26 protein-coding genes are annotated in these 25,328 nt (G+C 39.7%); 12 read left to right on the plus strand and 14 right to left on the minus strand.

Annotated elements, in window-relative coordinates:
- Positions 1 to 4: 4 nt before the first annotated feature.
- Positions 5 to 778, plus strand: coding sequence for a malonyl-ACP O-methyltransferase BioC (bioC, locus tag GA0116959_RS12510; protein ID WP_092720956.1), 774 nt, complete (start codon positions 5 to 7; stop codon positions 776 to 778).
- Positions 775 to 1,416: a dethiobiotin synthase gene (bioD, locus tag GA0116959_RS12515; protein ID WP_092720957.1), complete on the plus strand. Its 642-nt coding sequence runs from the start codon at positions 775 to 777 to the stop codon at positions 1,414 to 1,416. Before bioC ends, bioD begins: the two co-directional genes overlap by 4 nt.
- A 262-nt stretch (positions 1,417 to 1,678) precedes the next feature.
- On the opposite strand, the gene rluB is transcribed toward bioD, so the two are convergent.
- The 3 genes from rluB to GA0116959_RS12530 are packed head-to-tail and all read right to left on the minus strand — an operon-like array spanning position 1,679 to position 4,235.
- Positions 1,679 to 2,812: a 23S rRNA pseudouridine(2605) synthase RluB gene (gene rluB, locus GA0116959_RS12520; protein ID WP_092720958.1), complete on the minus strand. Its 1,134-nt coding sequence runs from the start codon at positions 2,810 to 2,812 to the stop codon at positions 1,679 to 1,681.
- 41 nt (positions 2,813 to 2,853) lie between these two features.
- Positions 2,854 to 3,444: an SMC-Scp complex subunit ScpB gene (gene scpB, locus GA0116959_RS12525; RefSeq protein WP_092720959.1), complete on the minus strand. Its 591-nt coding sequence runs from the start codon at positions 3,442 to 3,444 to the stop codon at positions 2,854 to 2,856.
- On the minus strand, positions 3,441 to 4,235 hold the full coding sequence (locus tag GA0116959_RS12530; RefSeq protein ID WP_092720960.1) for a segregation and condensation protein A: 795 nt from the start codon (positions 4,233 to 4,235) through the stop codon (positions 3,441 to 3,443). The genes scpB and GA0116959_RS12530 overlap by 4 nt, the downstream gene beginning before the upstream one ends.
- A gap of 292 nt (positions 4,236 to 4,527) precedes the next feature.
- Between GA0116959_RS12530 and GA0116959_RS12535 the strand changes: the two genes are divergently transcribed.
- A complete protein-coding gene (locus tag GA0116959_RS12535) occupies positions 4,528 to 5,259 on the plus strand; it encodes a GNAT family N-acetyltransferase (protein ID WP_092720961.1) in 732 nt (243 codons plus the stop codon).
- A gap of 138 nt (positions 5,260 to 5,397) precedes the next feature.
- On the opposite strand, the gene GA0116959_RS12540 is transcribed toward GA0116959_RS12535, so the two are convergent.
- Both GA0116959_RS12540 and GA0116959_RS12545 read right to left on the minus strand, forming a co-directional pair.
- Entirely contained in the window at positions 5,398 to 6,015 is a 618-nt protein-coding gene (locus GA0116959_RS12540; RefSeq protein ID WP_053578618.1) for an L-threonylcarbamoyladenylate synthase, read from the minus strand.
- An 82-nt stretch (positions 6,016 to 6,097) separates the two neighbouring features.
- Positions 6,098 to 6,760, minus strand: a complete 663-nt coding sequence (locus GA0116959_RS12545; protein WP_092720962.1) for an elongation factor P hydroxylase — start codon at positions 6,758 to 6,760, stop codon at positions 6,098 to 6,100.
- Positions 6,761 to 6,857: 97 nt separating this feature from the next.
- Here GA0116959_RS12545 and GA0116959_RS12550 point away from each other — a divergent pair, with 97 nt between their 5' ends.
- From GA0116959_RS12550 to acpP, 5 genes are all read left to right on the plus strand, one after another.
- Complete coding sequence (locus GA0116959_RS12550; RefSeq protein WP_053578616.1) at positions 6,858 to 7,415, plus strand: YceD family protein; 558 nt, start codon at positions 6,858 to 6,860, stop codon at positions 7,413 to 7,415.
- Positions 7,416 to 7,492: 77 nt separating this feature from the next.
- Positions 7,493 to 7,675, plus strand: coding sequence for a 50S ribosomal protein L32 (gene rpmF / locus GA0116959_RS12555; protein WP_004279227.1), 183 nt, complete (start codon positions 7,493 to 7,495; stop codon positions 7,673 to 7,675).
- A 158-nt stretch (positions 7,676 to 7,833) separates the two neighbouring features.
- Complete coding sequence (fabD, locus tag GA0116959_RS12560) at positions 7,834 to 8,820, plus strand: ACP S-malonyltransferase (protein WP_092720963.1); 987 nt, start codon at positions 7,834 to 7,836, stop codon at positions 8,818 to 8,820.
- On the plus strand, positions 8,817 to 9,554 hold the full coding sequence (gene fabG / locus GA0116959_RS12565; RefSeq protein ID WP_092720964.1) for a 3-oxoacyl-ACP reductase FabG: 738 nt from the start codon (positions 8,817 to 8,819) through the stop codon (positions 9,552 to 9,554). The genes fabD and fabG overlap by 4 nt, the downstream gene beginning before the upstream one ends.
- Before the next feature lie 84 nt (positions 9,555 to 9,638).
- A complete protein-coding gene (gene acpP / locus GA0116959_RS12570) occupies positions 9,639 to 9,875 on the plus strand; it encodes an acyl carrier protein (protein ID WP_004651013.1) in 237 nt (78 codons plus the stop codon).
- A 192-nt stretch (positions 9,876 to 10,067) separates the two neighbouring features.
- Here acpP and GA0116959_RS12575 read toward each other — a convergent pair whose 3' ends face one another.
- The 3 genes from GA0116959_RS12575 to GA0116959_RS12585 form a co-directional block, all read right to left on the minus strand.
- Positions 10,068 to 11,543 (minus strand): amino acid permease, encoded by a 1,476-nt coding sequence (locus GA0116959_RS12575; RefSeq protein WP_092720965.1) that lies wholly within the window; start codon positions 11,541 to 11,543, stop codon positions 10,068 to 10,070.
- Between the two features lie 9 nt (positions 11,544 to 11,552).
- Positions 11,553 to 12,578 (minus strand): methyltransferase, encoded by a 1,026-nt coding sequence (locus tag GA0116959_RS12580; protein WP_092720966.1) that lies wholly within the window; start codon positions 12,576 to 12,578, stop codon positions 11,553 to 11,555.
- A gap of 65 nt (positions 12,579 to 12,643) precedes the next feature.
- On the minus strand, positions 12,644 to 14,014 hold the full coding sequence (locus GA0116959_RS12585) for a uracil-xanthine permease family protein (RefSeq protein ID WP_092720967.1): 1,371 nt from the start codon (positions 14,012 to 14,014) through the stop codon (positions 12,644 to 12,646).
- Between the two features lie 175 nt (positions 14,015 to 14,189).
- Between GA0116959_RS12585 and typA the strand changes: the two genes are divergently transcribed.
- Entirely contained in the window at positions 14,190 to 16,025 is a 1,836-nt protein-coding gene (gene typA / locus GA0116959_RS12590) for a translational GTPase TypA (RefSeq protein ID WP_053578610.1), read from the plus strand.
- A 216-nt stretch (positions 16,026 to 16,241) separates the two neighbouring features.
- The gene (gene mscL / locus GA0116959_RS12595; protein WP_053578609.1) at positions 16,242 to 16,679 is read left to right on the plus strand and encodes a large conductance mechanosensitive channel protein MscL; all 438 of its coding nucleotides are present in this window, start codon (positions 16,242 to 16,244) and stop codon (positions 16,677 to 16,679) included.
- Positions 16,680 to 16,798: 119 nt separating this feature from the next.
- Here mscL and GA0116959_RS12600 read toward each other — a convergent pair whose 3' ends face one another.
- A complete protein-coding gene (locus GA0116959_RS12600; protein WP_092720968.1) occupies positions 16,799 to 17,080 on the minus strand; it encodes a peptidylprolyl isomerase in 282 nt (93 codons plus the stop codon).
- Positions 17,077 to 17,934, minus strand: a complete 858-nt coding sequence (mutM, locus tag GA0116959_RS12605) for a bifunctional DNA-formamidopyrimidine glycosylase/DNA-(apurinic or apyrimidinic site) lyase (protein ID WP_092720969.1) — start codon at positions 17,932 to 17,934, stop codon at positions 17,077 to 17,079. The genes GA0116959_RS12600 and mutM overlap by 4 nt, the downstream gene beginning before the upstream one ends.
- Before the next feature lie 296 nt (positions 17,935 to 18,230).
- Between mutM and GA0116959_RS12610 the strand changes: the two genes are divergently transcribed.
- Entirely contained in the window at positions 18,231 to 18,671 is a 441-nt protein-coding gene (locus GA0116959_RS12610) for a GNAT family N-acetyltransferase (protein ID WP_092720970.1), read from the plus strand.
- 77 nt (positions 18,672 to 18,748) lie between these two features.
- Here the strand turns inward: GA0116959_RS12610 and GA0116959_RS12615 are convergent, their stop codons facing one another.
- The 4 genes from GA0116959_RS12615 to GA0116959_RS12630 all read right to left on the minus strand — a co-directional run bounded on the left by GA0116959_RS12615 (position 18,749) and on the right by GA0116959_RS12630 (position 23,906).
- Complete coding sequence (locus GA0116959_RS12615) at positions 18,749 to 19,084, minus strand: hypothetical protein (protein WP_092720971.1); 336 nt, start codon at positions 19,082 to 19,084, stop codon at positions 18,749 to 18,751.
- 200 nt (positions 19,085 to 19,284) lie between these two features.
- Entirely contained in the window at positions 19,285 to 21,420 is a 2,136-nt protein-coding gene (locus GA0116959_RS12620) for a 3-hydroxyacyl-CoA dehydrogenase NAD-binding domain-containing protein (RefSeq protein ID WP_092720972.1), read from the minus strand.
- 11 nt (positions 21,421 to 21,431) lie between these two features.
- Positions 21,432 to 22,637: an acetyl-CoA C-acetyltransferase gene (locus GA0116959_RS12625; RefSeq protein WP_092720973.1), complete on the minus strand. Its 1,206-nt coding sequence runs from the start codon at positions 22,635 to 22,637 to the stop codon at positions 21,432 to 21,434.
- A 258-nt stretch (positions 22,638 to 22,895) separates the two neighbouring features.
- Entirely contained in the window at positions 22,896 to 23,906 is a 1,011-nt protein-coding gene (locus GA0116959_RS12630; RefSeq protein ID WP_092720974.1) for an AraC family transcriptional regulator, read from the minus strand.
- A gap of 210 nt (positions 23,907 to 24,116) precedes the next feature.
- Between GA0116959_RS12630 and GA0116959_RS12635 the strand changes: the two genes are divergently transcribed.
- Positions 24,117 to 25,235 carry a CaiB/BaiF CoA transferase family protein gene (locus GA0116959_RS12635; RefSeq protein ID WP_092720975.1) on the plus strand — a complete coding sequence of 373 codons (1,119 nt, stop codon included), beginning with the start codon at positions 24,117 to 24,119 and terminating at the stop codon, positions 25,233 to 25,235.
- The last annotated feature ends 93 nt before the right edge of the window (positions 25,236 to 25,328 follow it).

Here is a 25,328-nt window from a genome sequence, read left to right on the forward strand (position 1 = left end):
TTGTATGTTAAATATTGATAAAACTCAAGTCGCGCAGCGCTTTGCTAAAGCAGGGAAAAGCTATACGGAACATGCAGTCGTTCAAAAAAAGATTTGCCAGCAACTTCTGACCTTGATGTTGAATCATTTGCCTCAGCGCTGTTTTAACCAAACTTTTGAGATGGGTTGTGGTTCAGGCAATCTCAGTCATTTGTTGATGCAAAATTTTGAGATGAAGCACTGTGTATTCAATGATCTTTATCCACAAGTAAAAACGCATTTTTCCAATTTACAAAATATAGAATGGTTAATTGGAGATGTAGAGCAACTCGACTTTCCTCAATCGCTCGATTTGATTACTTCAAGTTCTGCTTTGCAGTGGATGAACAATATCGAGCATATTTTTAAAAAATGTTCTGAAGCGTTAATACCAGATGCTTATTTTTGTTTTTCAACTTTTGGGCCGCACAATTTAACAGAAATTAAAGCGCTCACAGGTCAAGGTTTAAGTTATTTAAATATTGAAGAGATTCAGGAAAAAATGACTGCTCAAAATTTTGAAATATTGCATCTTTCTGAACATATAGAAACTTTGACGTTCCCACATCCTAAGTATATTCTGCAACATTTAAAAGCTACAGGTGTAACTGCTACAGCATCTAAACATCGTTGGACCAAACAATCACTGCAAAAATTTTATCAAGACTATCAACAATTTTCACAGATCAATCAAGCAGGTGAATGCTTGTATACATTAAGCTATCACCCTATTTACTGTATCGCACGGAGCAAGTCATGACTGCACAAGTTTATTTTATTAGTGGTATTGATACAGGGATTGGTAAAACTTATGCAACAGGTTATTTGGCAAAATTATGGAATCAACAAGGGACGAAAACCATTACCCAAAAATTAATACAAACGGGAAATGTAGATAGATCTGAAGATATTGAGCAGCATCGAGAAATTATGCAGATGGGCTGGTTCCCTGAAGATGACAGCAAACTGACGATGCCAGAAATTTTTAGTTATCCTGCTTCCCCGCATTTAGCCACTCAAATTGATGGGCGTGAAATTGATTTTAAAAAAATAGAAAATGCCACACAGCAGCTGACCGAAAACTATTCATGTGTTTTGCTTGAAGGTGCAGGTGGTTTAATGGTGCCTTTAACGACAGAGCTATTGACCATTGATTACGTAGCAGAAAAAAAATTTCCTGTGATTTTGGTGAGTTCAGGTCGGCTAGGCAGTATTAACCATACTTTACTGAGTCTGGAAGCGATGAAACAGCGTGGTCTAGACCTTTATGCGCTGGCGTATAACTTAAATGATGAGTCTCAAGATGCGATTATTTCCAAAGATACGGCTGAATTCTTAAAGAATTATCTGATTAAACATTTTCCAAAGGCAAAATGGATCGATATTCCTGTAATTTAAAAATTCTTTTTATTTAAGGAAAAACTGTTTTGAAAATTAGAAACCATTCATTAGGTGTAAGGTTAATTCGTTCATAGTTTTTAAAATAGATCCTTTTCAGTTTGTATAAAAGACATCTTGTATTGTTTATATCTCATATTTTAAGCAGTGATGAAGAGCATTTCATGTATTAAACAAGATAATGCGTTTAAAAAATGCCAATCAATATTGAACTGATTGGCATTTAATAAAATAAACTACTTTGATTTAAAATTTTGCATCATTAAAACTTTTTAAAGCCTTTATTTATGCCAAAAGGTTTACGTTGAGCAAATTTGTTTTCACCACGGTTTTCGTTATCCATCGTGTTTCCGTTACGTTCATGCGTTACGCGATGACCACGGTCATCATTACGTTGTTCTGAACGGTCATTACGTTTGTTAAAATGGCTATTGTTCTGGCTATCTGTGCGGACAGCGCGAGCATTAAAAGGCTTATCGCTACGCGTATTCTCAGCACCAGTTTGACGTGGCTCACGACGTTGTTCTGTTTGTTGAGCTTCACCATCTGTATCACGACGTTGCTGACGTAAGTAACCACCACGACGTGCTGCCATGGGTTTATCTTGCATACGTTCGTTACGGCGTTTTGCCATACCGAAAAGACCTGTGCCCTGACGTGGCTTCAACTCAACCGATTTGGTTAAGTTGTCGATATCATTTTTATCAAGTTCTATCCATCGACCCGTACGAAGTTCGCGTGGAAGAATGACTGTACCGTAACGAGTACGCAGTAAGCGGCTGACTTTAAGACCTTGGGATTCAAAAATACGACGTACTTCGCGGTTACGTCCTTCTTTGACTACGACTTGATACCAGCGGTTAATGCCTTCACCACCAATTTCAGAGAATGATTCAAATTTGGCTGGACCGTCGTCTAGAACCACACCTTGAGTCATATTTTTTTTGATTTGTGGTGTAACTTCACCCATCACGCGCACGGCATATTCACGTTCAATTTCATTTGAAGGGTGCATTAAACGATTCGCCAATTCACCATCATTTGTGAACAGTAAAAGCCCACTCGAGTTAATGTCTAGACGACCGACCATGACCCAGCGATCACCTGGAATAGAAGGAAGCTGTTCAAATACGGTTGGACGAGATTCTGGATCATTGCGAGAGCAAATTTCACCTTCTGGTTTGTAATAAATCAGAACGCGACGACGAATTTCATCTTCAATCTGGAATTGTACCTTGCGACCATCGATGCGAAGCTCATCAGCAGGTTCAATACGTTCACCCACTTGGGCCACTTTTCCATTGATACTGACACGTCCAGCGGCAATGACTTCTTCCATATAACGGCGAGAACCCAGACCAACGCGTGCAAGCACCTTTTGTAATTTTTCACTCATGACAGCATAACCTTAGAAATTATCATCAACAGTTCACCTATTTATGACTTCGGTGCGTGAGCATCGAGCGCCATAAAAGCTTCCTTGGCATCCTGTAGGGGAGGCAGTTGGCTTAAAGACGCTAGGCCAAATGCATTTAAAAATTGTGGCGTTGTAACTAACAACGCAGGTCTTCCTGGGAGTTCTCTAAAACCAGATTCTTTAATCCAGTTCCAATCAAACAATGATCTTAAAATTTGACTATTGTTTGACACTCCACGAATTTGTTCAATATCTGCTCGAGTTACGGGTTGATGGTAAGCAACAACAGCAAGTGTTTCGAGCAAAGTTGGCGATAAACGAGTTGGTCGTTCTGGCCATACTTGAGTAATGACATTGCGATATTTAGCCCGAACTTGAAAACGGAAACCTTGTGCAGTTTCAATGAGTTCAATCGATCGACCATGTTGTAGCATGGCCAGTTGTTGTAAAAGTTGACGCAACTCAGATTTGTTGTAAGTATTTTGAAATGCTTCTTTTAAGCGTGCAAGGGAAACAGCTGTCTCACTGGCAAAAATAATAGCTTCAAGCTGCATTAAAATTTCATGCTGATTGTCTGCAACCGACAAAGATAAAACTTGATTATTGTTCATGCTAGCACACCTTGAATGCTAAGAGGTGCTTCAATACCAGTGCTAATGATATTCACTTTTTGCTGGCGTGTAAGTTCTAAAATAGCCATGAAGGTCACGACTATACCCATGCGACCTTGACTGGGTTTAAGTAGGTTTTCAAAATGTAATATTTCACCTGAGCGTAAACAACGTTCAATAAAAGCGATCCGTTCTTCAAGTAATACCGGTTCTTGTAAAATTTGATGCGTAATTGGTTCTGGACGATTAAATACACATAATAAAGCATCACGTAACTGAGCAATCTCGTAGCCTTCATTATGATGTGTACTTTGCCCTAAACTAACATTGGTTGGAAAGGTGTCACGTTCTAATACAGGAATTTGACCTAGACGTTCTGCGGCTTGTTTGACTCTTAAGTAGGTTTCTAAACGATCGATCAATTCTTGTTTAGGATCAGTTTCAAGCGCAGAAATATTTTTTGGTTTTGGAAGCAGTAAACGCGATTTTAAGTCAGCCAATAACGCTGCCATCACCATATAGTCAGCAGTTAACTCGATATTGAGCGACTTCATTGCATCCATGTAAGATAAATATTGAGCTGCAATGGGTGCAATATCAAGCTGTAATAAATCAAAACCATTTTTTTGAATCAGATAAATCAGAAAGTCGAGTGGTCCTTCGAAATGTTCAAGCAGAATTTCGAATGCAGCAGGAGGAATGTATAAATCCTCTGGAAATGATTCTTGCCACTCATCCATAACACGGATGTGTGAAGCTTGCTCCATAGGACTATGGATCGGTTGATTCATTACAGTTATAGGCCACGCGAATTTTCAAAGGCATGAAGATGCTATTTCGGATCAGCTTTCAGGATGGATAAGGGTGATGAGAAAAAGCACAGAATTAATTCGCATAGTCTAAAGGAAAATGTACTTCAAATAAATTGGCAAATTCAATAAAACGACGAAAAACCTAAAATAAATAGGGAATATTTATTGAGACAACAACAATCAGCAAAATGTTATTGTTAAATATATCTTTTCTAGTATAAAAGAAAATTTTTGTGCAAAATAAAATGAATGAAATATTTTGTGATTAGATATGAAGCATTATCAAAAAGTACAAGAAAATGAATATGGTCAAATTGTGGGTGTTCCTGTATCTAATTCTTTACCCGTCCATCTCTTAGTCGAAAATCTATATGGAAAGAATGTCACATTACATTATTTGTCAGCAACGACACTCAATGAAGAGCGTGTTCAACAAATTTGGCAGTGTGTAAAAACGGAAGAGGATCGTCGTTGTTGGACATATTTACCGTATTCAAATTTTGAGAGTGCTGAAGAACTACACATTGCTTTAGAAGACTATTTTGGCTTTAAGGGAACTGTGCATTATTTAATTGAAGTCAATCATATGATTGTTGGTTGGATTGGCTTGATTAATGAACGTTCTGCGCATCGTGCTATTGAAGTTGGAAATGTTTATTTTTCACATCAAATGAAGCAGTCAACTGCATCAACCGAAGTGATTTATCTATTATTGAAAACATGTTTTGAGCAGGGCTTTCGGCGTGTGGAATGGAAGTGTGATGAATTAAATCAACCGTCGAAACGCGCAGCTTTACGTTTTGGCTTCCAGTATGAAGGAACTTTTCGTCAAGATCGGATAGCCAAAGGTCGAAATCGCAATACGGCATGGTTTTCCATTTTAGATGAAGAATGGTCAAGCTTAGAAACGGTATATCAACAGTGGTTAAGTCCTGAAAATTTTGATATGGATGGTAAACAGAAGAAACGATTAACTGATTTAACCACTCAAGTAGCAAAATAATTTAAAAGGTTCCCCTGAGTAATTGAATGAACAAACAGGGCAAGATGGCGTGATTTTAATGATTACTGGATTATTTGGAGCATTGCATAACATGTCTGTAATTGGTTCTACAGTATTCAACAACGTAAAATAAAGCGCTTATTCAAAAGCGCTTACATCACCCACACCGCGACGAATGACTTCAGGATGCTCACCAGATAAATCGACAATGCTGGTGGTACTTAACGTACCCAGTCCGCCATCGATAAAAACATCTATCCGTTTGCCCAGTTCCATCTCAATTTCATAAGGATCGTCTAAAGGGTCTTGCTGATGGGGAAGAATCAGCGTACTGGTGAGTAAAGGCTCATCTAATTCACTTAATAACATTCGACAAATTGGATTGCTTGGAATACGTAAACCAATGGTTTTCTTTTTCGGATGCATTAAACGTTTAGGCACTTCACTGGTTGCAGGTAAAATGAAAGTGGTTACCGCAGGGGTATTGCTTTTAAGTAAGCGATACATGGCATTGTCGACTTTGGCATAAGTTGCAATATCCGATAAATCGCAACACAAAATAGCATATTGATGTTTTGGACCTAAACCACGAATTTGTGAAATACGCTCCATGGCATTTTTATTACCGATTTGACAACCAATTGCATAAGCGGCGTCGGTGGGGTAGACCACTACATCGCCTGCTCGGATACGTTCTACTGCTTGGCTGATTAAACGAGGTTGAGGATTATCAGGATGTATTCTTAGATGCAGCATATTATTTTCTCCCGATGTTTATTAGGCATTATCTACTGAGTTTACAAAGTCTTGCATTCAAGCTGTGATGGGTTTATGTAATTCAATCTAACATTTCGCGTTGAAACTCATCACTTTGTAATGTTTTGCCACTTCGTATACAGTTGCAGATACACCGAATAAAGTATGCAGTATCACGTGGAAGTTGAGCTTCGCCTTTAAAATATTGTTGAACTTGAGCATAAACATGGTCTTTAAAATGACTGCCATTGCCGCCATCGCCCGTTAAATTATCTAAAGAAACCTGAAATTTTCGACCAAAGGCTTTGGCATAGAGCCATTCAATGGCTTGCGGTTTAATTTCGACCTGTTCAAATAAAGCTTGTTGTTCCGCCGTCCGACCGTCGGGTGCATACCAATAACCTAGGTCAGGTAACAAACGCCTTTGATCGCCAGCAATGCTCCAATGACTGATTTCATGCAGAGCACTATTAAAGAAACCATGGGCAAATTGAATTCGGGCGGGATGATTTGATGTTGCAGGAAAATATTCAGGTTCACAATCTCCACGCACAAGCATCACATTTAGGTGGGAAAACCAGTGATTAAAGTGTAGTATAAGCCAATCGACTTGTTGAACTTCTTTTTGTAGATTAGCCCATGATAAAAGTTGCACATGGTCTAAACACGCTGCAAAATTTGGGGTTGAATGAGTGGTTAAATGTAATGAAGTGGTGACTTCAGGTTGCGGCTGCAACTGATGCATGACTTGTATTACCCAAATGATCTGTCTAAATAAGTACAAAATTGTATCTTAATCTTTGACAGAGTACCCATGAATTTGTAGAATTGCCGCCTTAATTATGTCAGCAAATACCTTTCCGGCACAGATTGAGCCGTTTAAATGGGCTGAGCAAGGCTTTACATGGTCAGGTACCCTGCCATTGTCTCGCTTTGTTCGCATTTCCCGTGAAGCTGTTGGATCAATTGATCATCAATTGATTAACATAGACTGTAAGCTATCAATGGATGCGTATCATCGTATCGTATGGTTAAGTGGTCATGTTGAAACGAAAGTTCCAATGGAGTGTCAACGTTGTCTAAACAGTGTTGAAATTCCGCTCGTTTCAGACTTTCATTTAGCGCTTGTGGATGATGAATCACTGATAGAGCGCTTGGATGAGGATGCTGATTTCATTGTCTTAGGTGAAAGTGAAGCAACGACAAAAGGTAGCATTGATGCGCCTGCGTCGGCTGATTTACTCGCACTGATAGAAGATGAGTTGTTATTGCTGATGCCTTTGTCGCCCAAACATGATGTTTGTAGACATAAGCACCAGCCTGCCGATGAGGAAATTGTCGAAGAAAAACGGGATAATCCGTTTGATGTTTTGGCAAATCTGAAGGGTAAACTTAACTAATTTTTGTGTTATACTGTTAAGTATAAGACAACTGAATTTGTTCTGATCCATTTTTTCGATCTTTGTAAGGAGCCATCATGGCCGTTCAGCAAAACCGTAAAAGTCGCTCTCGCCGTGACATGCGCCGTTCACATGACGCTTTAACCGAGAATGCATTAACTGTAGACCAAGCTACTGGTGAGACTCATCGTCGTCACCATGTATCTAAAGATGGTATCTACCGTGGTCGTCAATTATTCGCTAAAGCATCTGCTGAATAATTGATGAAGCATTAGGCTTAAAGCTTAGTGAAAAAAATGGGAGCGAAAGCTCCCTTTTTTTATTGCTGTTTTTTGTTGTATTTGGCAATTACCAAAACAAAAATTAAGTGTTAAATTTCGCTCCATAAACGAGCTTAGGTTCATGAAAGGATTTTTATATGTCGTCTAAACGACTCGAGCAAGCTGCTCAAGCGACGAAAACTGCATTTGTTTTTCCTGGTCAAGGTTCGCAAAAAGCGGGAATGTTAGCTGAACTCGCAGAACAATTTAGCACTGTGACTGATACTTTTGCTGAAGCATCTGAAGCGATTGGTTTTGATTTGTGGCAGATTGCGCAAAGCGGTGAAGGTTTAAACCAAACAGAATTTACACAGCCTGTATTGCTGACTGCAAGTATCGCATTATGGCGGGTGTGGTTAGAATTAGGTGGTGTTGCACCTAAATATCTTGCTGGTCATTCACTGGGTGAATACAGTGCATTGGTCGCGGCTGGTGCGATGAGTCTAGGTGATGCAGTTAAGCTGGTGAACTTGCGTGGAAAACTCATGCAAGATGCTGTTCCACAGGGGCAGGGTGCCATGGCCGCTATTTTAGGCTTAGACGATGCGCAGGTTATTGCGTTGTGCGCGCAGATCACTGCACAAGGTGCAGGCTCAGTAGATGCGGCTAACTATAATGCACAAGGTCAAGTGGTGATTGCTGGTGAAAAAGCGGCAGTTGAAGCAGTCATGGCTTTGGCGAAAGAAAACAGCGGCAAGGCAATTGCCTTACCCGTTTCAGTGCCTTCACATTGTGGATTGATGAAACCAGCTGCTGAAAAGTTTGCGCAAGCTTTGGAACAAACGGCCATTGAGCTGCCAAACCTCTCTGTAATACAAAATGTAAATGCAGAAATTGCAACAGATGTAGCAGCATTGCGTCAGGCATTGACCGCACAATTATATCAATCTGTGCAATGGACCAAGACCATGCAGTACCTTCAAGATCAAGGGGTACAATATATCGTAGAGTGTGGTCCAGGTAATGTACTTGCTAATCTTGCAAAGCGTTTACCACATATCGAAAAAGCATTGCCACTGGACAGCAAAAGCCGTCTTGAAGATGCATTAAATACCATTTTGGTGGCTGAAGGGAAAATCGCATGACACAACAAGAACGCAAAGTTGCCTTAGTGACAGGTGCGAGCCGAGGAATTGGTGCAGCCATTGCTCAGCAACTTATTTTAGATGGTTATTTTGTTGTCGGTACGGCAACATCTGAGGCAGGTGCAGAAAAATTATCTGTAGCATTTGCTGAAAATGGTGCAGGCAAAATGTTAGATGTGCGTGATGGCACTGCCATTGATGCATTGGTAACCGAAATTGAACAGCAATATGGCCCTGTTTTAGCACTGGTGAATAATGCAGGGATTACCAAAGATAATTTGTTACTTCGTATGTCTGAAGATGACTGGGATGATATTCTCAATATTCATTTGAAAGCCGTTTACCGCTTATCTAAACGTGTTTTAAAAGGCATGACGAAAGCACGTTTTGGTCGCATTATTAATATTAGTTCTGTGGTTGCACATTTTGCAAATCCAGGTCAGGCGAACTATTCTGCAGCGAAAGCAGGAATGGAAGCTTTTGGTCGTAGTCTTGCAAAAGAGATGGGCAGTCGTCAAATTACCGTAAACGCAGTTGCGCCGGGTTTTATTTCAACTGAAATGACTGAGCAATTGAGTGAAGAAATTCGCAAGAAAATGAGTGATCAAGTGGCTTTGAACCGTTTAGGTGATCCACAAGATATCGCAAATGCAGTGAGCTTTTTAGCTAGCGAGAAAGCAAGTTACATCACTGGTACTGTTTTACATGTGAATGGCGGTTTATATATGAGCTAAGCTCAAGTATAAAACTTTCCAAAAACAAGATATTCAATTAAACTAACGGCATTAAAAACGCCACAAGCAATGAGGAGAACTCCTGTGAGCGATATCGAACTACGTATCAAACAAGCGGTTGCAGAACAACTTGGTCTTAAAGCTGAAGAGATTAAAAACGAAGCATCTTTTATGGATGACTTAGGTGCTGACTCTTTAGACTTGGTTGAGCTTGTTATGTCTTTCGAAAATGATTTCGACATCACTATCCCTGATGAAGATTCTAACGAAATCACAACTGTACAATCTGCAATTGACTATGTTTCTAAGAAACTAGGTTAATTGTTGTTTCAGCCTAGCTGAAAAAAAGCCACCTTTTGGGTGGCTTTTTTATGTCTCATGTTTTAGCAAATATCAAATGGATCAGTTAAAAAATTTCTAATCAAGCTTGAAAGATCATAAAATAGCACTCTATCACTGAGAGTAAATCTAAAGTGAAGAGTGCTATACATTCAGGCATCGTGTGATGGTAAATTAATTTTCATCACGTTCAACATGTACTGGCTGAACATCCATCTCTTGATAGGGAATAAGTTTGGTCTTATATTTCCATTTATAACTGAGCCAAATCAACAAAAATAGTGGGATGCTGATATAGGTTGAAAGTAGACCTAGCCAATTAATTTTTCCACCCATTAAGGCTTCGTAATTTTGACCTAGAATAATGATAGAGCAAAGAATAAAAGCAAACCACGGTGCAAAAGGGAAGAATTTGGCGGTATAGGCTAAATCTTGAAGCTTATAACCTTGAGCCAAATAGCCTTTGCGAAAACGATAGTGTGAAATTGCAATGCCGAGCCAAACAATAAATCCACACATACCTGACATATTCAGCAACCAGTTAAAGACTTCTTTTTCACCAATAAAAGTGGTTAAGAAACATAATGCAGCAATGGCTGTGGTTGCATAAAGCGCATTCATCGGTACGCCGCGCGGGTCTAACTTAGCAAACCATCTCGGTGCACGACCTTCACGTGCCATATCAAATAACATACGAGTAGATGAATACATGCCGGAATTACCTGCCGATAGAATGGCCGTTAAAATGACGGCATTCATTAAGCTTGCTGCAAACGCAAACCCTGCTTTTTCATACAGAAGGGTAAAGGGTGAAAGAGTAATATTATCGCTGGCTGCTGCCTGTAAGAGGCGTGGATCATCATAAGCCACTAAAGTGCCAATAATAAAAATACAGACAATATAAAATAATAAAATACGCCAGAAAATTTGTTTGATGGCAATAGGAATAGTCTTTTTCGGATCTTTTGATTCACCCGCAGCAACACCCACCATTTCGGTGCCTTGGAATGAGAATCCAGCAATCATGGCGACACCAATCATGGCTTGTAAGCCACCGACAAATGGCGCATCACCTTTAGTCCAGTTGGAAAAAGTGACCAGATTGGGTGTGAGCATGATTTTTGCAATCATGGCGATACCGATAACAATAAACACAATAATGGCAATGACTTTAACCAATGAAAAGAAAAACTCAGTTTCACCAAAGCCTTTGACAGTTAGGGCATTAATCGCAAAAATTACGCCAAGAAACAGCGCACTCCAATAAAATCCGGGAATATCTGGAAACCAGAATTTCATAATAAATTGAACCGCGACCAGTTCAAAGGCAACGGTAATGGCCCAGTTATACCAATAGTTCCAACCCAAGGCAAAACCAAAACCACCTTCAACATATTTTGTACCATAGGTAAAAAATGCGCCTGAAGTGGGGTTATGTGTTGCCAGTTCGCCCAAACTCGTCATTAAGAAATAAATCATTACGCCAATCAGGACATAGGCAAGTAATGCACCTCCAGGACCTGCATTGGCAATGGTCGCACCCGAAGCCAAGAATAAACCTGTACCAATGGAGCCGCCAATGGCAATCATATTGAGATGGCGAGCACCCAGCTTACGCTGTAGCTGCATCGTTTGACCTGTATCGCTCATCAATATTCCTTAAGATTTCTTTTGTGTATGGGCGAACAGTACTTTAAAACCTTGCTGATCGGCTTTTGTAGTACATTGACCAAAATTTTGTTCGATTAAAGCGGGATAATTGAGAAAGCGGTTGGATACCATCCACAATTCACCACCTGATTTTAAATGACGACGTGCAGTTTTACACAAGTTTTCACTGACATTGTAGTCGGTGTGAATACCTTGATGAAATGGTGGATTACTGACAATCGCATGTAAAAACAGGGGAGCATCTTCAATACCAGTCACCGCAGTAATTTCCAGTTGCTCTGGTGAAAGATTATTTTTCTCAAAAGTCATTTTGGTCGAGGCCAAAGCAAAGGCATCGACATCCATCGCAAAAATTCGATTTTTGGGATTTAATTTCGCCAAATAAGCACTGATTACACCCGCACCACAACCAAAGTCAGCAATTTTACCCGATGTCACTTGAGATAAAAAAGGCAGTAAAACAGCCGTGCCAATATCTAAGCGGTTTTGACTAAACACTCCCGGTAGTGCACAAATAGTGAGCTCACCTTGAGGTGTTTGTACTGGATAATATTGTGCCCAATCTTCGAGTTTTTTCGCTGTCAACGTGGCTTTAACAGTCATTTGCCACATCTGACAATGACGCGCACTATCGAGTTTGCTGGCTTGGCCAAAAGGTAGAAGTTGTTTTGCAGCACGTTCTACGCCGCCTTTTTTTTCACCAACTAAGAAAACTGAATCACCCGCTTTTAGACGAGTCACTACACTGTGGAGTAAGTAGTTTAAAAGTTCTTTTGATTTCGGTACGAATATAATCGCTTGATCGAAATCGTTTTCTGGCAAGTTTACGCCAAAATGCACTTTGGATTGTTGTGCTTGAAAATATTGGAACTCATTAAAATTCCATGTCCATAAAGACGCAGTAATCTCTGGGTCTAAATGAGATACTAGCTCATCTGTCGGTGCATTGACCAAAAGTACTCGCCCAGAAAGATATTCGTGTTGTCGAATGACAACCTCACTTCTTGGATCCATTTTTTATCTCGCCATTGAAAAACTCTGCCCAGACAATGCTGGGCAGAGTTGATGCTGAAATGAAATTATTTCTTCGACTCTGGAAGAATAATATTTAATAACAATGCTGCAATACCGCCTGTCGCGACACCTGAGCTGAAAATATTACGGAATAGTTCAGGTAAATGTTCCAAAATTTGTGGAACTTGTGCAACGCCTAAACCTAGACCGAGAGAAATGGCAATAATCAATAAAGCGCGACGGTCTAATGCTACACCTGAAAGAATATTAATCCCAGAGGCAGCCACAGCACCAAACATCACCATAACAGCACCACCGAGTACAGCTTGTGGAACAGCTTGAATAATACCTGCAACAGCGGGGAATAAACCTAAAATGACTAAAAGTACAGCAATCCAGATTCCAACATAGCGACTGGCGACACCTGTCAGTTGAATCACACCATTATTTTGGGCGAAAACTGAACTAGGGAAGGTGTTAAAAATACCTGCTAAAAAAGAATTTGCACCATTCACCAACACGCCACCTTTAATACGCTGCATCCATGTTGGACCATCTACAGGCTGGTTAGAGAGTTTAGAAGTTGCCGTAATATCCCCAATGGCTTCTAAAGAGGTGACCAGATAAATAAATGCCATCGGAATAAATAAGCTCCAAGAGAAACTTAAACCAAAGTGCATCGGTGTTGGGACTTGAATAAGCGGAGCATCTTTTAAACCTGAAAAATCTAGATGCCCCATAAAACCTGCTAATGCATAACCAATAATCAGGGCAATTAAGATCGCTGAGCTTTTGACCCAAGTAATACGGATGCGATTTAAAATAATAATAATCGCCAGTACTGTGCATGACATGATTAAGTTATCACTATTGGCGAATGTTTTATCGCCCATGGCTTGATAACCGCCACCCATACTGATTAAACCTTCTTTAATTAAGGTTAAACCAATGAGTAGAACGACAATACCAGTCACTAAAGGGGTAATAAGTTTTTTAATCCAAGGTAAAATTTGCGATACGCCCATTTCAATAAATGAACCTGCAATTACTACCCCGAAAATAGAGGCCATAACAGCTTCAACAGGCGTGCCCGCAGCGACCATGGCTGAACCAATGCCAATAATAGGACCAATAAAATTAAAACTGGTACCTTGTACAATGAGTAAGCCTGCACCAAAAGGGCCGACTTTTTTACATTGTAGAAAAGTGGCGATTCCCGAAATGACCAATGACATGGATAAAATCATGTTGGTATCTTGTTTTGAAACGCCTAAAGCCAAACAAATCAATAAGCCAGGAGTAACAATTGGCACAATAATGGCCAGTAGGTGTTGTAGAGCCGCTAAAAAAGCGATAAATGGTTGAGGGCGATCATCTAATCCGTAAACCAGATCGAGATCATCTTTTTGCGCGGGAGAGTTTTTTAAATCAGACATTTGAGAAAGGTACAGCAGCAATTTGGCGTTATTCTAATCGAGTTACAGGACATTACAAACTGAAAAAACTCCGTTTTGTCAAAAAAACTTGTAACTGTCAATAAACTGTCACTACTAAAAGTGAGTATTTTTCTGTATAATTTGCCCTCAGATTTCAAGCATATCGAATATTTAAATGTCAGATATTAAAACTCTCCGCAACATCGCAATTATTGCGCACGTTGACCATGGTAAAACCACTCTTGTAGATAAACTTTTGCAACAATCAGGTGCTCTCGGTGATCGCGCGGGTGAGATTGAACGTGTAATGGATTCAAATGCCTTAGAGTCAGAACGAGGTATTACCATTCTTGCGAAAAATACTGCAATTAAATGGTTAGATAAACGTACAGATACTGAATACCGTATTAACATCGTCGACACCCCAGGACATGCGGACTTCGGTGGTGAAGTTGAACGTGTAATGTCGATGGTTGATTGTGTACTTCTTCTTGTTGACTCACAAGACGGCCCAATGCCACAAACTCGCTTTGTAACGTCTAAAGCGTTTGCTCGTGGTTTGAAACCAATCGTTGTATTAAACAAAGTTGACCGTCCAGGCGCGCGTCCGGATTGGGTAATGGATCAAGTATTTGATTTGTTCGATAACCTTGGTGCAACGGATGAGCAGTTAGACTTCCCAGTGGTTTATGCTTCAGGCTTAAATGGTATTGCTGGTCTTGAAGTAGATAACTTGGCGCCAGACATGACGCCATTGTTTGAAACAATTGTAGACATCGTTGAACCACCTAAAGTTGATGTTGATGGTGCGTTCCAAATGCAAATCTCATCTCTTGACTATAATAGTTTCGTAGGTGTAATCGGGATTGGTCGTATTCAACGTGGTTCTGTGAAAACAAATACCCAAGTGACTGTGATCGATAAAGAAGGCAAAACACGTAACGGCCGTATCTTAAAAATCATGGGTTACCATGGTCTTGACCGTGTAGACGTTGAAGATGCATCTGCGGGTGATATCGTATGTATTACTGGTTTGGATGCTCTTAACATTTCTGACACCATTTGTGATCCGAAAAATGTTGAAGCAATGCCACCATTGTCTGTAGACGAACCTACAGTTTCGATGACATTCCAAGTCAACAACTCACCGTTTGCTGGTCGTGAAGGTAAATTTGTAACTTCGCGTAACATTCGTGAACGTCTTGATCGTGAATTGATTCATAACGTAGCTTTACGTGTTGAAGATACTGATTCTCCAGACCGTTTTAAAGTTTCTGGTCGTGGTGAACTTCACCTTTCTGTTTTGATCGAAACAATGCGTCGTGAAGGCTTCGAGATGGGTGTTTCTCGTCCAGAAGTAATCATGAAAGAAATTGATGGTGAAATCCAAGAGCCGTATGAAAATGTAACTTTTGACGTTGAAGAACAACATCAAGGTTCAATCATGGAGCAAATGGGCTTCCGTAAAGGCGAAATGACCAATATGGAGCTTGACGGCAAAGGCCGTATCCGTATTGAAGCAACTGTTCCTTCACGTGGCTTAATCGGTTTCCGTTCTGAATTCTTAACCATTACTTCTGGTACTGGTATTATGACTTCAAGCTTCTCTCATTATGGTAAAGCGAAAGCGGGTACTGTAGCGAAGCGTCAAAACGGTGTACTTATTTCAATGGTGAACGGTACTTGCTTAGCGTTTGCATTGTTCACTTTACAAGACCGTGGTCGTCTATTTGCTGAACCGCAGTTAGAAGTATATGAAGGCATGATCGTGGGTATGAACTCACGTTCTGACGACATGACTGTGAACCCAACTAAAGCGAAACAATTAACCAATATGCGTGCATCTGGTACAGATGAAGCATTAACGTTAACCCCAGCAATTCGTTTCACGCTTGAACAAGCGCTTGAATTCATCGAAGATGACGAATTAGTTGAAGTTACACCAAAGTCAGTTCGTATTCGTAAACGTTGGTTGACTGAAAATGATCGTAAACGTAACCGTGGTAAATAATTTTTTAAATTATTAACGATAAACGTTTTGTATCAGAAGTGCCGTCAAAAATTGACGGCACTTTTTTGTTTAAAATTCGCAATTTAATATATTTAATACAGGCCATTTCAAGTAGATTATAATGGATTTTGTGCTGTGCCGAACTTATAAGAGCGCAGTCGGGTGTGTTAAGTATCTTAATAAAGAAAATTACGAAAGATAAAACTGGAGAAAATTATGAGTATTATTCAAGAATTCAAAGAGTTTGCCATTAAAGGCAATATGATGGATTTGGCTATTGGTGTCATCATTGGTGGTGCTTTTGGTAAAATTATCGACTCATTGGTGAAAGACATTTTAATGCCTTTAATTTCTGTGATTACAGGGGGCGGCGTCGATTTCACCCAGAAATTCTTTGTACTGGGTGATAACCCCAATAACTTACAATCCTTAGATGCTTTGCAAACAGCGGGTATTAATGTTTTGACTTATGGTAACTTTTTAACCATTCTTTTAAACTTCCTGATTTTGGCTTGGGTGGTTTTCTTACTGGTTAAAGTGATGAACCGTTTACGCAAACAAGAAGGGCCAGCCGAAGAAACACCGACTACACCAGCAGATATTGAATTGCTACGTGAAATTCGTGACGAACTTAAAAAACGTCCACCGTTATAATAGGCGTAAGCAAAAACGGCATGCGATGTGCCGTTTTTTATGATTTTTAACATTTCATAATGTGTAAAATAAAATATTCATTCCCAAAAAATCTAATTTTTGCAAAATGAAGCAAATGATTAATCCATTCGAAATTTAATTTCTAATAAATGCCAACCAAATTGGCTTTTAATTGGACCGTGCAATTCACGTTCAGCCAATGTAAATACTGCTTTATCAATTGAGCCGACCAATTGTCCCTTTTTTATCTCCCCGAGTTCACCACCTTTTTTCCCCGATGGACAGGTCGAATGTTGTTTGGCAATTTTGGCAAAATCTGTGCCTGCCTGAATTTTCTTTTTCAGTTGCTCTGCCAATTCTTTATTTTTGACTAAAATATGACGCACGATCGCAGATTTCATATTTTATTTCCTTTAAGTGCTCTTTGCTTCGCGATGATTTTAACCTGTTTTAAAGGCTGACATTGTGGACAGAATACACTGGCACGTTGCCCGAGCTTTAAATTTTCTAAAGTACTTTCACAGTTCACACACATTTCACCCGAACGACCATAAGCAAGTAAAGTTTGCTGAAAATAACCATTTTCTCCCATCGCATTACTGTAATCACGCAGGGTAGACCCACCCAAATCAATCGCTTGTTTTAAGATGCGTTTAATTTCAATCACCAATTTTTCGATTTGACTTGATGTCAGACTCGATGCGGGTTGTGCAGGATGAATGCCTAACTGAAATAAACTTTCGGTGGCATAAATATTTCCCACACCCACCACGACATGGTTATCCATGATTGCCACTTTAATACCGACATTTTTTTTATTCAATTTTTGTATTAAATATTCTGCATTGAACGCCTCACTTAAGGGTTCTGGCCCTAGAGTATCAATCAGTTTAGTTTGAGAATATTCATCTAGCCATAAAATACAACCAAAGCGACGTGGGTCATGGTAGCGAAGTTGCATATCGTTAAATTGAATGATCAAATGATCATGTTTTCGCAGTTCTGTATGAGCATCACAAACGCGAAAACTCCCAGACATACCCAAATGCCATAGCATCGTATCTTGCTCAAATTCCGCGATAATATATTTAGAACGACGAGTCAATTTCACTAATTTTTGTCCGCACAATTTTTGTATATTGTCAGGAATGGGCCAACGTAAACTGGATTGACGGACTTCTACAGCAATGACTTTTTGATCAATTAAAGGTAATAAGCTATTTTTAGTGGTTTCAACTTCTGGCAATTCAGGCATGCGGAATTCAAGTATTGATAGATGAGTCTAATATCGGGTTGGAGTGGCTGAAATGCAAGGCTGATTTTTAAATCTAGGAGCAATGTCTATTTAACTTTGCGTAAAGGATAAAAATAAATGACCTAGCCTTATCTTTGAATTTCAATAATTTAATCCAAATGAGAAAGTTAAATCATAAAAATACTGTCTTTATGGCTTTATAGGATCAGAGAGGCAGCAGGTATTTGAATCTAGAGCGTTGTCTAGTTTAGAATTAATTAAGTGGTTGCAAGGCCACTTTTATTTGAGGAAAACACATGTTGGCGACAGATTTTAAAATATACGCAGGCAGTTGGGCTGAATTAGAAAAGGATGCCAAACATATTCGTGAGCAAGTGTTTATTCAAGAACAGGAAATCGCTGCTCAGGATGAATGGGATACCGACGATGCTGTTTCATTACATTTTATCGTTTATGATGAAAATCAGGCAATTGCGACGGCACGTTTATTGAAAAATAACAGTGTGGGGCGTGTGGCGGTATTAAAGACCTATCGCGGCTTGGGAATTGGAAAATTATTGATGCAAGCCATCATTGAGCAAGCCAAACAGCAAGAACGTGATTTTTTAAAGTTATCTGCTCAAGTTCATGCCCTACCATTTTATGCACAATTGGGTTTTAAGCAAGAAGGTGTTGAGTATTTAGATTGCGGGATTCCACATATTGATATGCGACAAGGCTTTACCTCGTTTAAGTAATGAGTTTAGCTCTAAAATTTTCGCATAAAAAAGCCACATTGATGTGGCATTTTTATTGAATGTAGGCTGAGCTTAAATTAATGACCCTGTTCAGTCTTTTCAGCAGGTTGAGCCATATTCATGTCTGCATGTTGTTCTGCATTCATCGCATGTCCTTCAGTCATAACAGGTGCTGTTCCTGCTTCACGATTCGCCTGATCTTGTTTGGCTTTTTCTAATGCTTCTTGCGACATAGAAGGGGCATTTTTAAAAGCATGTTGTTGGGTGTTTTTTTGCTGTTGGCTTGGCATGTAATCGGGTTCATTACTTACGGCAAGATAGAAAAAACCCAAGAAAAAAGCACTCAGTATGAAAGCAATAATTAAAGCTTTCCAGCCCCATGGAGATTTTTCAGGAGAAGAATTATCAGACATGTGTACATCCTAAAATTGGATAAAAAAGAATCTAAGTAGATGTAATTTTATAACATAAATGAGCATGTTTGGCTGAATATTTTATCAATTCAAAAATATAGGAAATAAACCCTAAAAGATTAAATACAAAACGCCTGATAATCTTCATCAGGCGTTAAGTTGAAAAAGGCGTAATCTGCTTTTAAGCTTAGATCATTTGATTATTGAATGGGTTGTCCCGATGCAGCTTGAGTTTGAAGTAATTGTGGCGCATGGAACCGTTCGCCGTATTGTGCTTCTAAAGCATTGGCGCGAATTAAGGCTTTTTCTACACCATACTGATTTAAAAATTGTATTGCACCACCAGTCCAAGGGGCAAAACCGATGCCGAAAATAGAACCGATATTTGCATCAATCACCGATTCTAGTACACCTTCTTCGTAGCAGCGTAAAGTATCTAAAGCTTGAACAAACAGGAAACGATCAATCATGTCTGGTTCAGAAATTGTATTTTCTTTTGTCCAATGATTTAAGCCAGCCCATAAATATTTTTTTCCACCTTCAGGATACTCGTAAAAACCAGCACCTGCCGCTTTGCCTTTACGGTTAAATTGATGAATCATCGTTTCGATTACATCATCTGCACCTGAACGTGCTAAATTTTTGCCTTCTGCTTGTAATGCTTTGCGTGTTTCTGCAGCGACATGCTCTGAAAGTGTAAGTGAGACTTCATCTTGAATGGCAAGTGGCCCTATTGGCATACCCGCCTTGAGCGCCGCCATTTCAATTTTGGCAGGATGGACACCTTCTGCAAGTAAGCGTAAGCCCTCTTGCACAAATGTGCCAAACACGCGACTGGTAAAAAATCCACGACTATCATTGACCACAATCGGCGTTTTCCCAATTTGCTGCACATAATCGTAAGCTTTGGCTAAAGTCTCGCTTGAGGTATTTTGCCCTTTGATAATTTCAACCAGTTGCATTTTATCGACAGGACTAAAAAAATGCAGTCCAATAAAATTTGCATCATTTTGACTGGCCTTAGCCAGTTCAGTAATAGGTAAAGTAGAGGTATTGGAAGCCATCACACCACCAGGTGCTAAATAAGCTTCGACTTCTTGAGTCACTTGCGCTTTCAGTGTAGGATTTTCAAATACAGCTTCAATGATTAAATCGCAGCCTTGTAAATCTTTAGCATTGGCCGTGGCGGTAATCAAACGCAAGGTTTGATCACGTTTTTCAGCTGATAAACGACCTTGTGACACTTTTTTATCAAGTAATTTCTGACTATAGGCCTTACCTTTTTCAGCATTTTCAAGGGATACATCTTTTAGAATCACTGGAATACCTTTACTGGCAGTTGCATACGCAATGCCTGCACCCATCATACCTGCACCTAATATTCCTACTTTGGTCATGTTAGATTTTTCGATATTCTGAGGACGGCTTGCACCGCTTTTAATCGCATTTAAACCATGCCAGAAAGTTCCAATCATATTTTTGGCAATTTGGCCGGTCGCGAGATAAGTGAAGTAACGTGATTCAATCGTTAGTGCGGTATTTACATCTACTTGAGCACCTTCTACTGCTGCAGCCATAATAGCTTCAGGCGCAGGGTAACATCCTTTGGTTTTGTCGCGTAACATGGCAGGGGCAATCGCTAAAACTTGTGCTACGGCAGGAGTTTTTGGATCACCACCCGGAATTTTGTAGCCTTTTACATCAAAGGGTTGTTGTGATATTGGATTTGCTTTAACCCAAGCTATAGCTTTATCAAAAAGTTCTTGCTCGGTTTCGGCAGTATCATGAATTAAGCCTAACGCTTTGGCCTGATCAATTCCAAATTGTTTGCCTTCCATCAGAAAAGGAAATGCATTTTGTAGACCCAGTAGGCGTACCATACGTACGATTCCACCGCCACCCGGCAATAAACCAAGCGTCACTTCAGGTAAGCCGAACTTAGCCTTAGCGTCATTTAAAGCAATACGGCGATGACAACAGAGCGCCAGTTCCCAGCCACCACCCAAGGCTGTCCCATTCAACGCAGCAACAACAGGAATACCGCGAGTTTCGATATAGCGCAATTGCGCCTTCATGTCCTGAATCATGTGAAAGAAAGCGGTCGCATGTTCAGGTTGAGCTTGAATGAGCTCATCTAGATCACCTCCTGCAAAAAAAGTTTTTTTGGCAGAACGAAAAATAATCCCTGAAATTTCTGCGTCAGCTTTTAATTTAGAAACTGTATCTTCTAAAGCAGCACGAAAATCTGAATTCATGGTATTGGCAGATTGATTCGGAGAATCTAAAGTCAAAATGACGATATGATCTGTATTTTTTTCATATTGAATTGCACTCATTTTTATTCTCCTTATACCAATTCAATAATGGTTGCGATGCCCATACCGCCACCAACACATAAAGTTGCTAAGCCGCGCTTTTTGCCTTGACGTTCTAGTTCATCTAATAATGTGCCTAAAATCATTGCACCTGTTGCACCTAATGGATGCCCCATAGCAATTGCACCACCATTGACATTGACTTTAGTTGGATCGACTTTCAGCTCGGTCATAAAACGCATAACCACCGCTGCGAAGGCTTCGTTCACTTCAAATAAATCAATATCTTCTATACTTAAACCTGCTTTTTCTAAAGCTTTTCGTGCGGCAGGGGCAGGGCCTGTCAACATAATGGTGGGATCTGAACCGACTAATGCCGTTGATAATATTTTGGCACGTGGTTTTAAACCGTATTCCTTCACTGCTTTTTCTGACGCAATCAAGACTAGCGCAGCACCATCTACAATTCCTGATGAGTTACCCGCATGATGAACATGATTGATCTGTCCAACTTCAGGATATTTTTGTAGGGCAATCGCATCGAAACCCATTTGTCCCATCATGGTAAAGCTTGGGTTAAGTTTGGCTAAGCTTTCCGCAGTGGTGGTCGGTTTAATAAATTCATCATGCGCTAAAATTGTGACACCAGCTTTGTCTTTTACCGTGATGATCGATTGTTTGAAATAACCATTTGCTTGCGCTGCGGCGGCTTTTTTTTGTGAGTTCTCTGCAAAAGTATCCACATCCTGACGGCTATAACCATCTAGGGTGGCAATGAGGTCTGCACCAATCCCTTGTGGAACAAATTCGGCTGACATATTGGTTTCTGGGTCTAAAGCCCAAGGACCGCCATCCGAACCCATTGGTACGCGAGACATGGACTCAACGCCGCCTGCAACCACGATATCTTCCCATCCTGAACGAACTTTTTGCGCTGCCATATTGACCGCTTCAAGTCCAGATGCGCAGAAACGGTTGATTTGAACACCTGCGACATCATTACTCCAACCTGCCGCTATTGCAGCTGTTTTAGCAATGTCTGAACCTTGGTCACCAATAGGGGTTACACAGCCGAGTACAATATCATCGACCTTTGATGTATCTAAATCATGGCGATTCTTTAGTTCATTGAGCAAAGTGGTTAAGAGCGTAATCGGTTTGACTTCATAAAGTGAACCATCTTTTTTACCTTTTCCGCGTGGTGTGCGAATGGCGTCAATGATATATGCCTCGCTCATATTGAATCCTTTTTATGCATTTAAATTGTTATATTTTTGAGTGTAATGATAATTTTTTGAAGTGCAATGACAAGAACGAATCAGATCAAATGATTTTTTTGGCCAGTTGGAGTGTTTGAATAGAGGGTGAGATTAAGCATTCAAGTTTATTTTTTGTATTGTTTAGATCGAAAATAATAAAGCTTGAAAATTTTTAAATGTTAGCAATTGAAATAAAAAAGCCTGAGAGGTCTCAGGCTTTTTAGCAATATTTATTTTTTAATGATAACCATGCAATTGACGATATAAACCTGGAGTAACCCCAGTCCACTTTTTAAATGCGCGATGAAAAGTACTGGTCTCACTAAAACCAACTTGTTGAGCCACATCTTCTAAAGTTAACTTTGGATTTAACAAGAGATGAATAGCAGCATCACGACGTAGTGCATCTTTTACCCCTTGGTAGCTTTTGCCTTCCGCTGCTAAGCGACGACGTAAAGTTTGCGGTGAAAGATAGAGCATTGAAGCCACGTCATTAAGCGTCGGCATTTCTTCACCAATTTGACTTTTTAATACGTCACGAATACGTGAAGTTAAAGAGTTGGTATTTTTAAATTTGACCAAGAGTTGGGCTGGTGCTGCTTTTAAAAACTCTTCAAGATCTTCTTCAGTTTGACGAATGGGTAAATCGAGATAATCTGCTGCAAATGTAATTTCGGTACGTTGTGTATCGAACTGCATGACTGGTGCAAAAAATAAAGCATCATATTCATCTGCATGCGATGGACGAGCATAACCAAAATGTACACGTTCCAGTGGGATGCGGCGTTCAATTAACCAAGAAGCTAAACCATGCCAAATCATTAGCATACTTTCAGTAATAAAATGATCTGGATCAAGTTCTTTTGGAACAAAAGGAACAAGACGTGCTTCATGTTTGTCACGTTCTAATACGACAGACCACTCATCTCCAAACAATTTGTAAAACTGAGCCGAGAGCTCTAGAGCTTGGCCTAAAGTTTTCGCATGAATAATGAGTTGGCACATAATCGCGAAAGTACCCAAACGGCGGGGCTGTAAACCAAAGCCCATGTGTTCGTCTTGGGTCACCATCCACAACATTTTTATAAAACGAGTGTATTGTTCCGGGGATATTCGTGCTTTAGGTTGACGTAATAATTCCGCCTCAATGCCAACATGTGACAATAAAGTTTCAACATCCATTCCTAGACGTTTAACGCCTGCCAGAGCCGCATTGACGAAGTGGATACTAATTGTATCGCGACTCATATTAAATTCTTCTGTCTCTTTTATATTCACGGGCAATTGACCTAAATGACGCTAAAAATTGTTTGATTGGCAATTTACAATATATATTTTAACATAATTACATATTAATTTGCCTGAATTATCAAGGTAAATGGCTGAAAATGACATTGTTTTGTTGTTTGTATCTTTCTAATATCAATAAAAAACTAACACAAATAAAGTGAAAAAAATATGGATGCTGCTTTAAACGATTTAAAAGTTCTCGATTTTTCAACACTTTTACCTGGACCATTTGCTACGCTTTATTTTGCTGACTTAGGTGCAGATGTTATTCATGTAGAGTCCCCTTTACGCCCCGATTTAATTCGTTTATTTCCACCTTATGCCAACGGTCAAGCGACCTCACATAGCTATTTGAATCGAAATAAACAGTCGATTGCTTTAGATTTAAAAGATGCAGAAAATATTGAACTAATCAAAAGTAAAATTTCTGAATTTGATATTGTGGTGGAGCAGTTTAGACCGGGGGTAATGAAAAGATTAGGGCTAGACTATCAAACACTTGCAGAAATTAATCCACGTTTGATCTATTGCTCTATAACAGGCTACGGACAAACAGGAGTTTATAAAAATAAAGCAGGTCATGATATTAATTATTTGGCTCTATCAGGTATTGCGGGACAGAGTGGTCGAAAGCAGAGTGGACCTCCACCTATGGGCATTCAAATCGCTGATGTTGCTGGAGGTTCTTTACATGCCATTATTGCTATTTTAACCGCAGTGATAGAGCGTCTGCACAGCGGAAAAGGTCAATATATTGATATTTCAATGACGGATTGTAGTGCTGTTTTAAACAGTATGGCTGCGGCGGCAACATTGGCTGGAAAAAAGCCTCAGTACAGAGAAGAAGGGCTTTTAAATGGCGGTGCATTTTATGATTATTATCAAACACAAGATGCTCGTTATTTATCCATTGGAAGTTTGGAACCACAATTTATGTCTGGATTAGCCAGCATTCTTGATTTGCCTCTACTTTTGCAGCTGGGCAACTCATTCAATCAAGCAGATCAGCACCTTCTTAAACAAGCCATCCAAGAGAAAATTTCCACCAAAACATTTGCAGAGTGGTCTGCTATTTTTGCAGATCAAGACGTCTGTGTTGAGCCGGTCTTAGACTTAGAAGAAGCTTTTAATTCTGAATTGGCCAAGGAGCGACGGTGGACAGTGGAAGTTCCTCTTTCTGTCGGAAGTGATCAGACTGAAACGCAACTGGCCTGTCCGATCAAATTTTCCCGATCTAAAACAAAATATCAATATATAGGTCAAAAACTGGGCGCTGGTGAATGGTAGTTGTGATGCATAATATAAATAAATATTGATAAAAAACAATTTACTAACATTTTTTGTAAGTGTTACATAAAAAACAAGAGTACCCTATATCTA

This window comes from Acinetobacter albensis, from assembly GCF_900095025.1.
Classification (GTDB): domain Bacteria; phylum Pseudomonadota; class Gammaproteobacteria; order Pseudomonadales; family Moraxellaceae; genus Acinetobacter; species Acinetobacter albensis.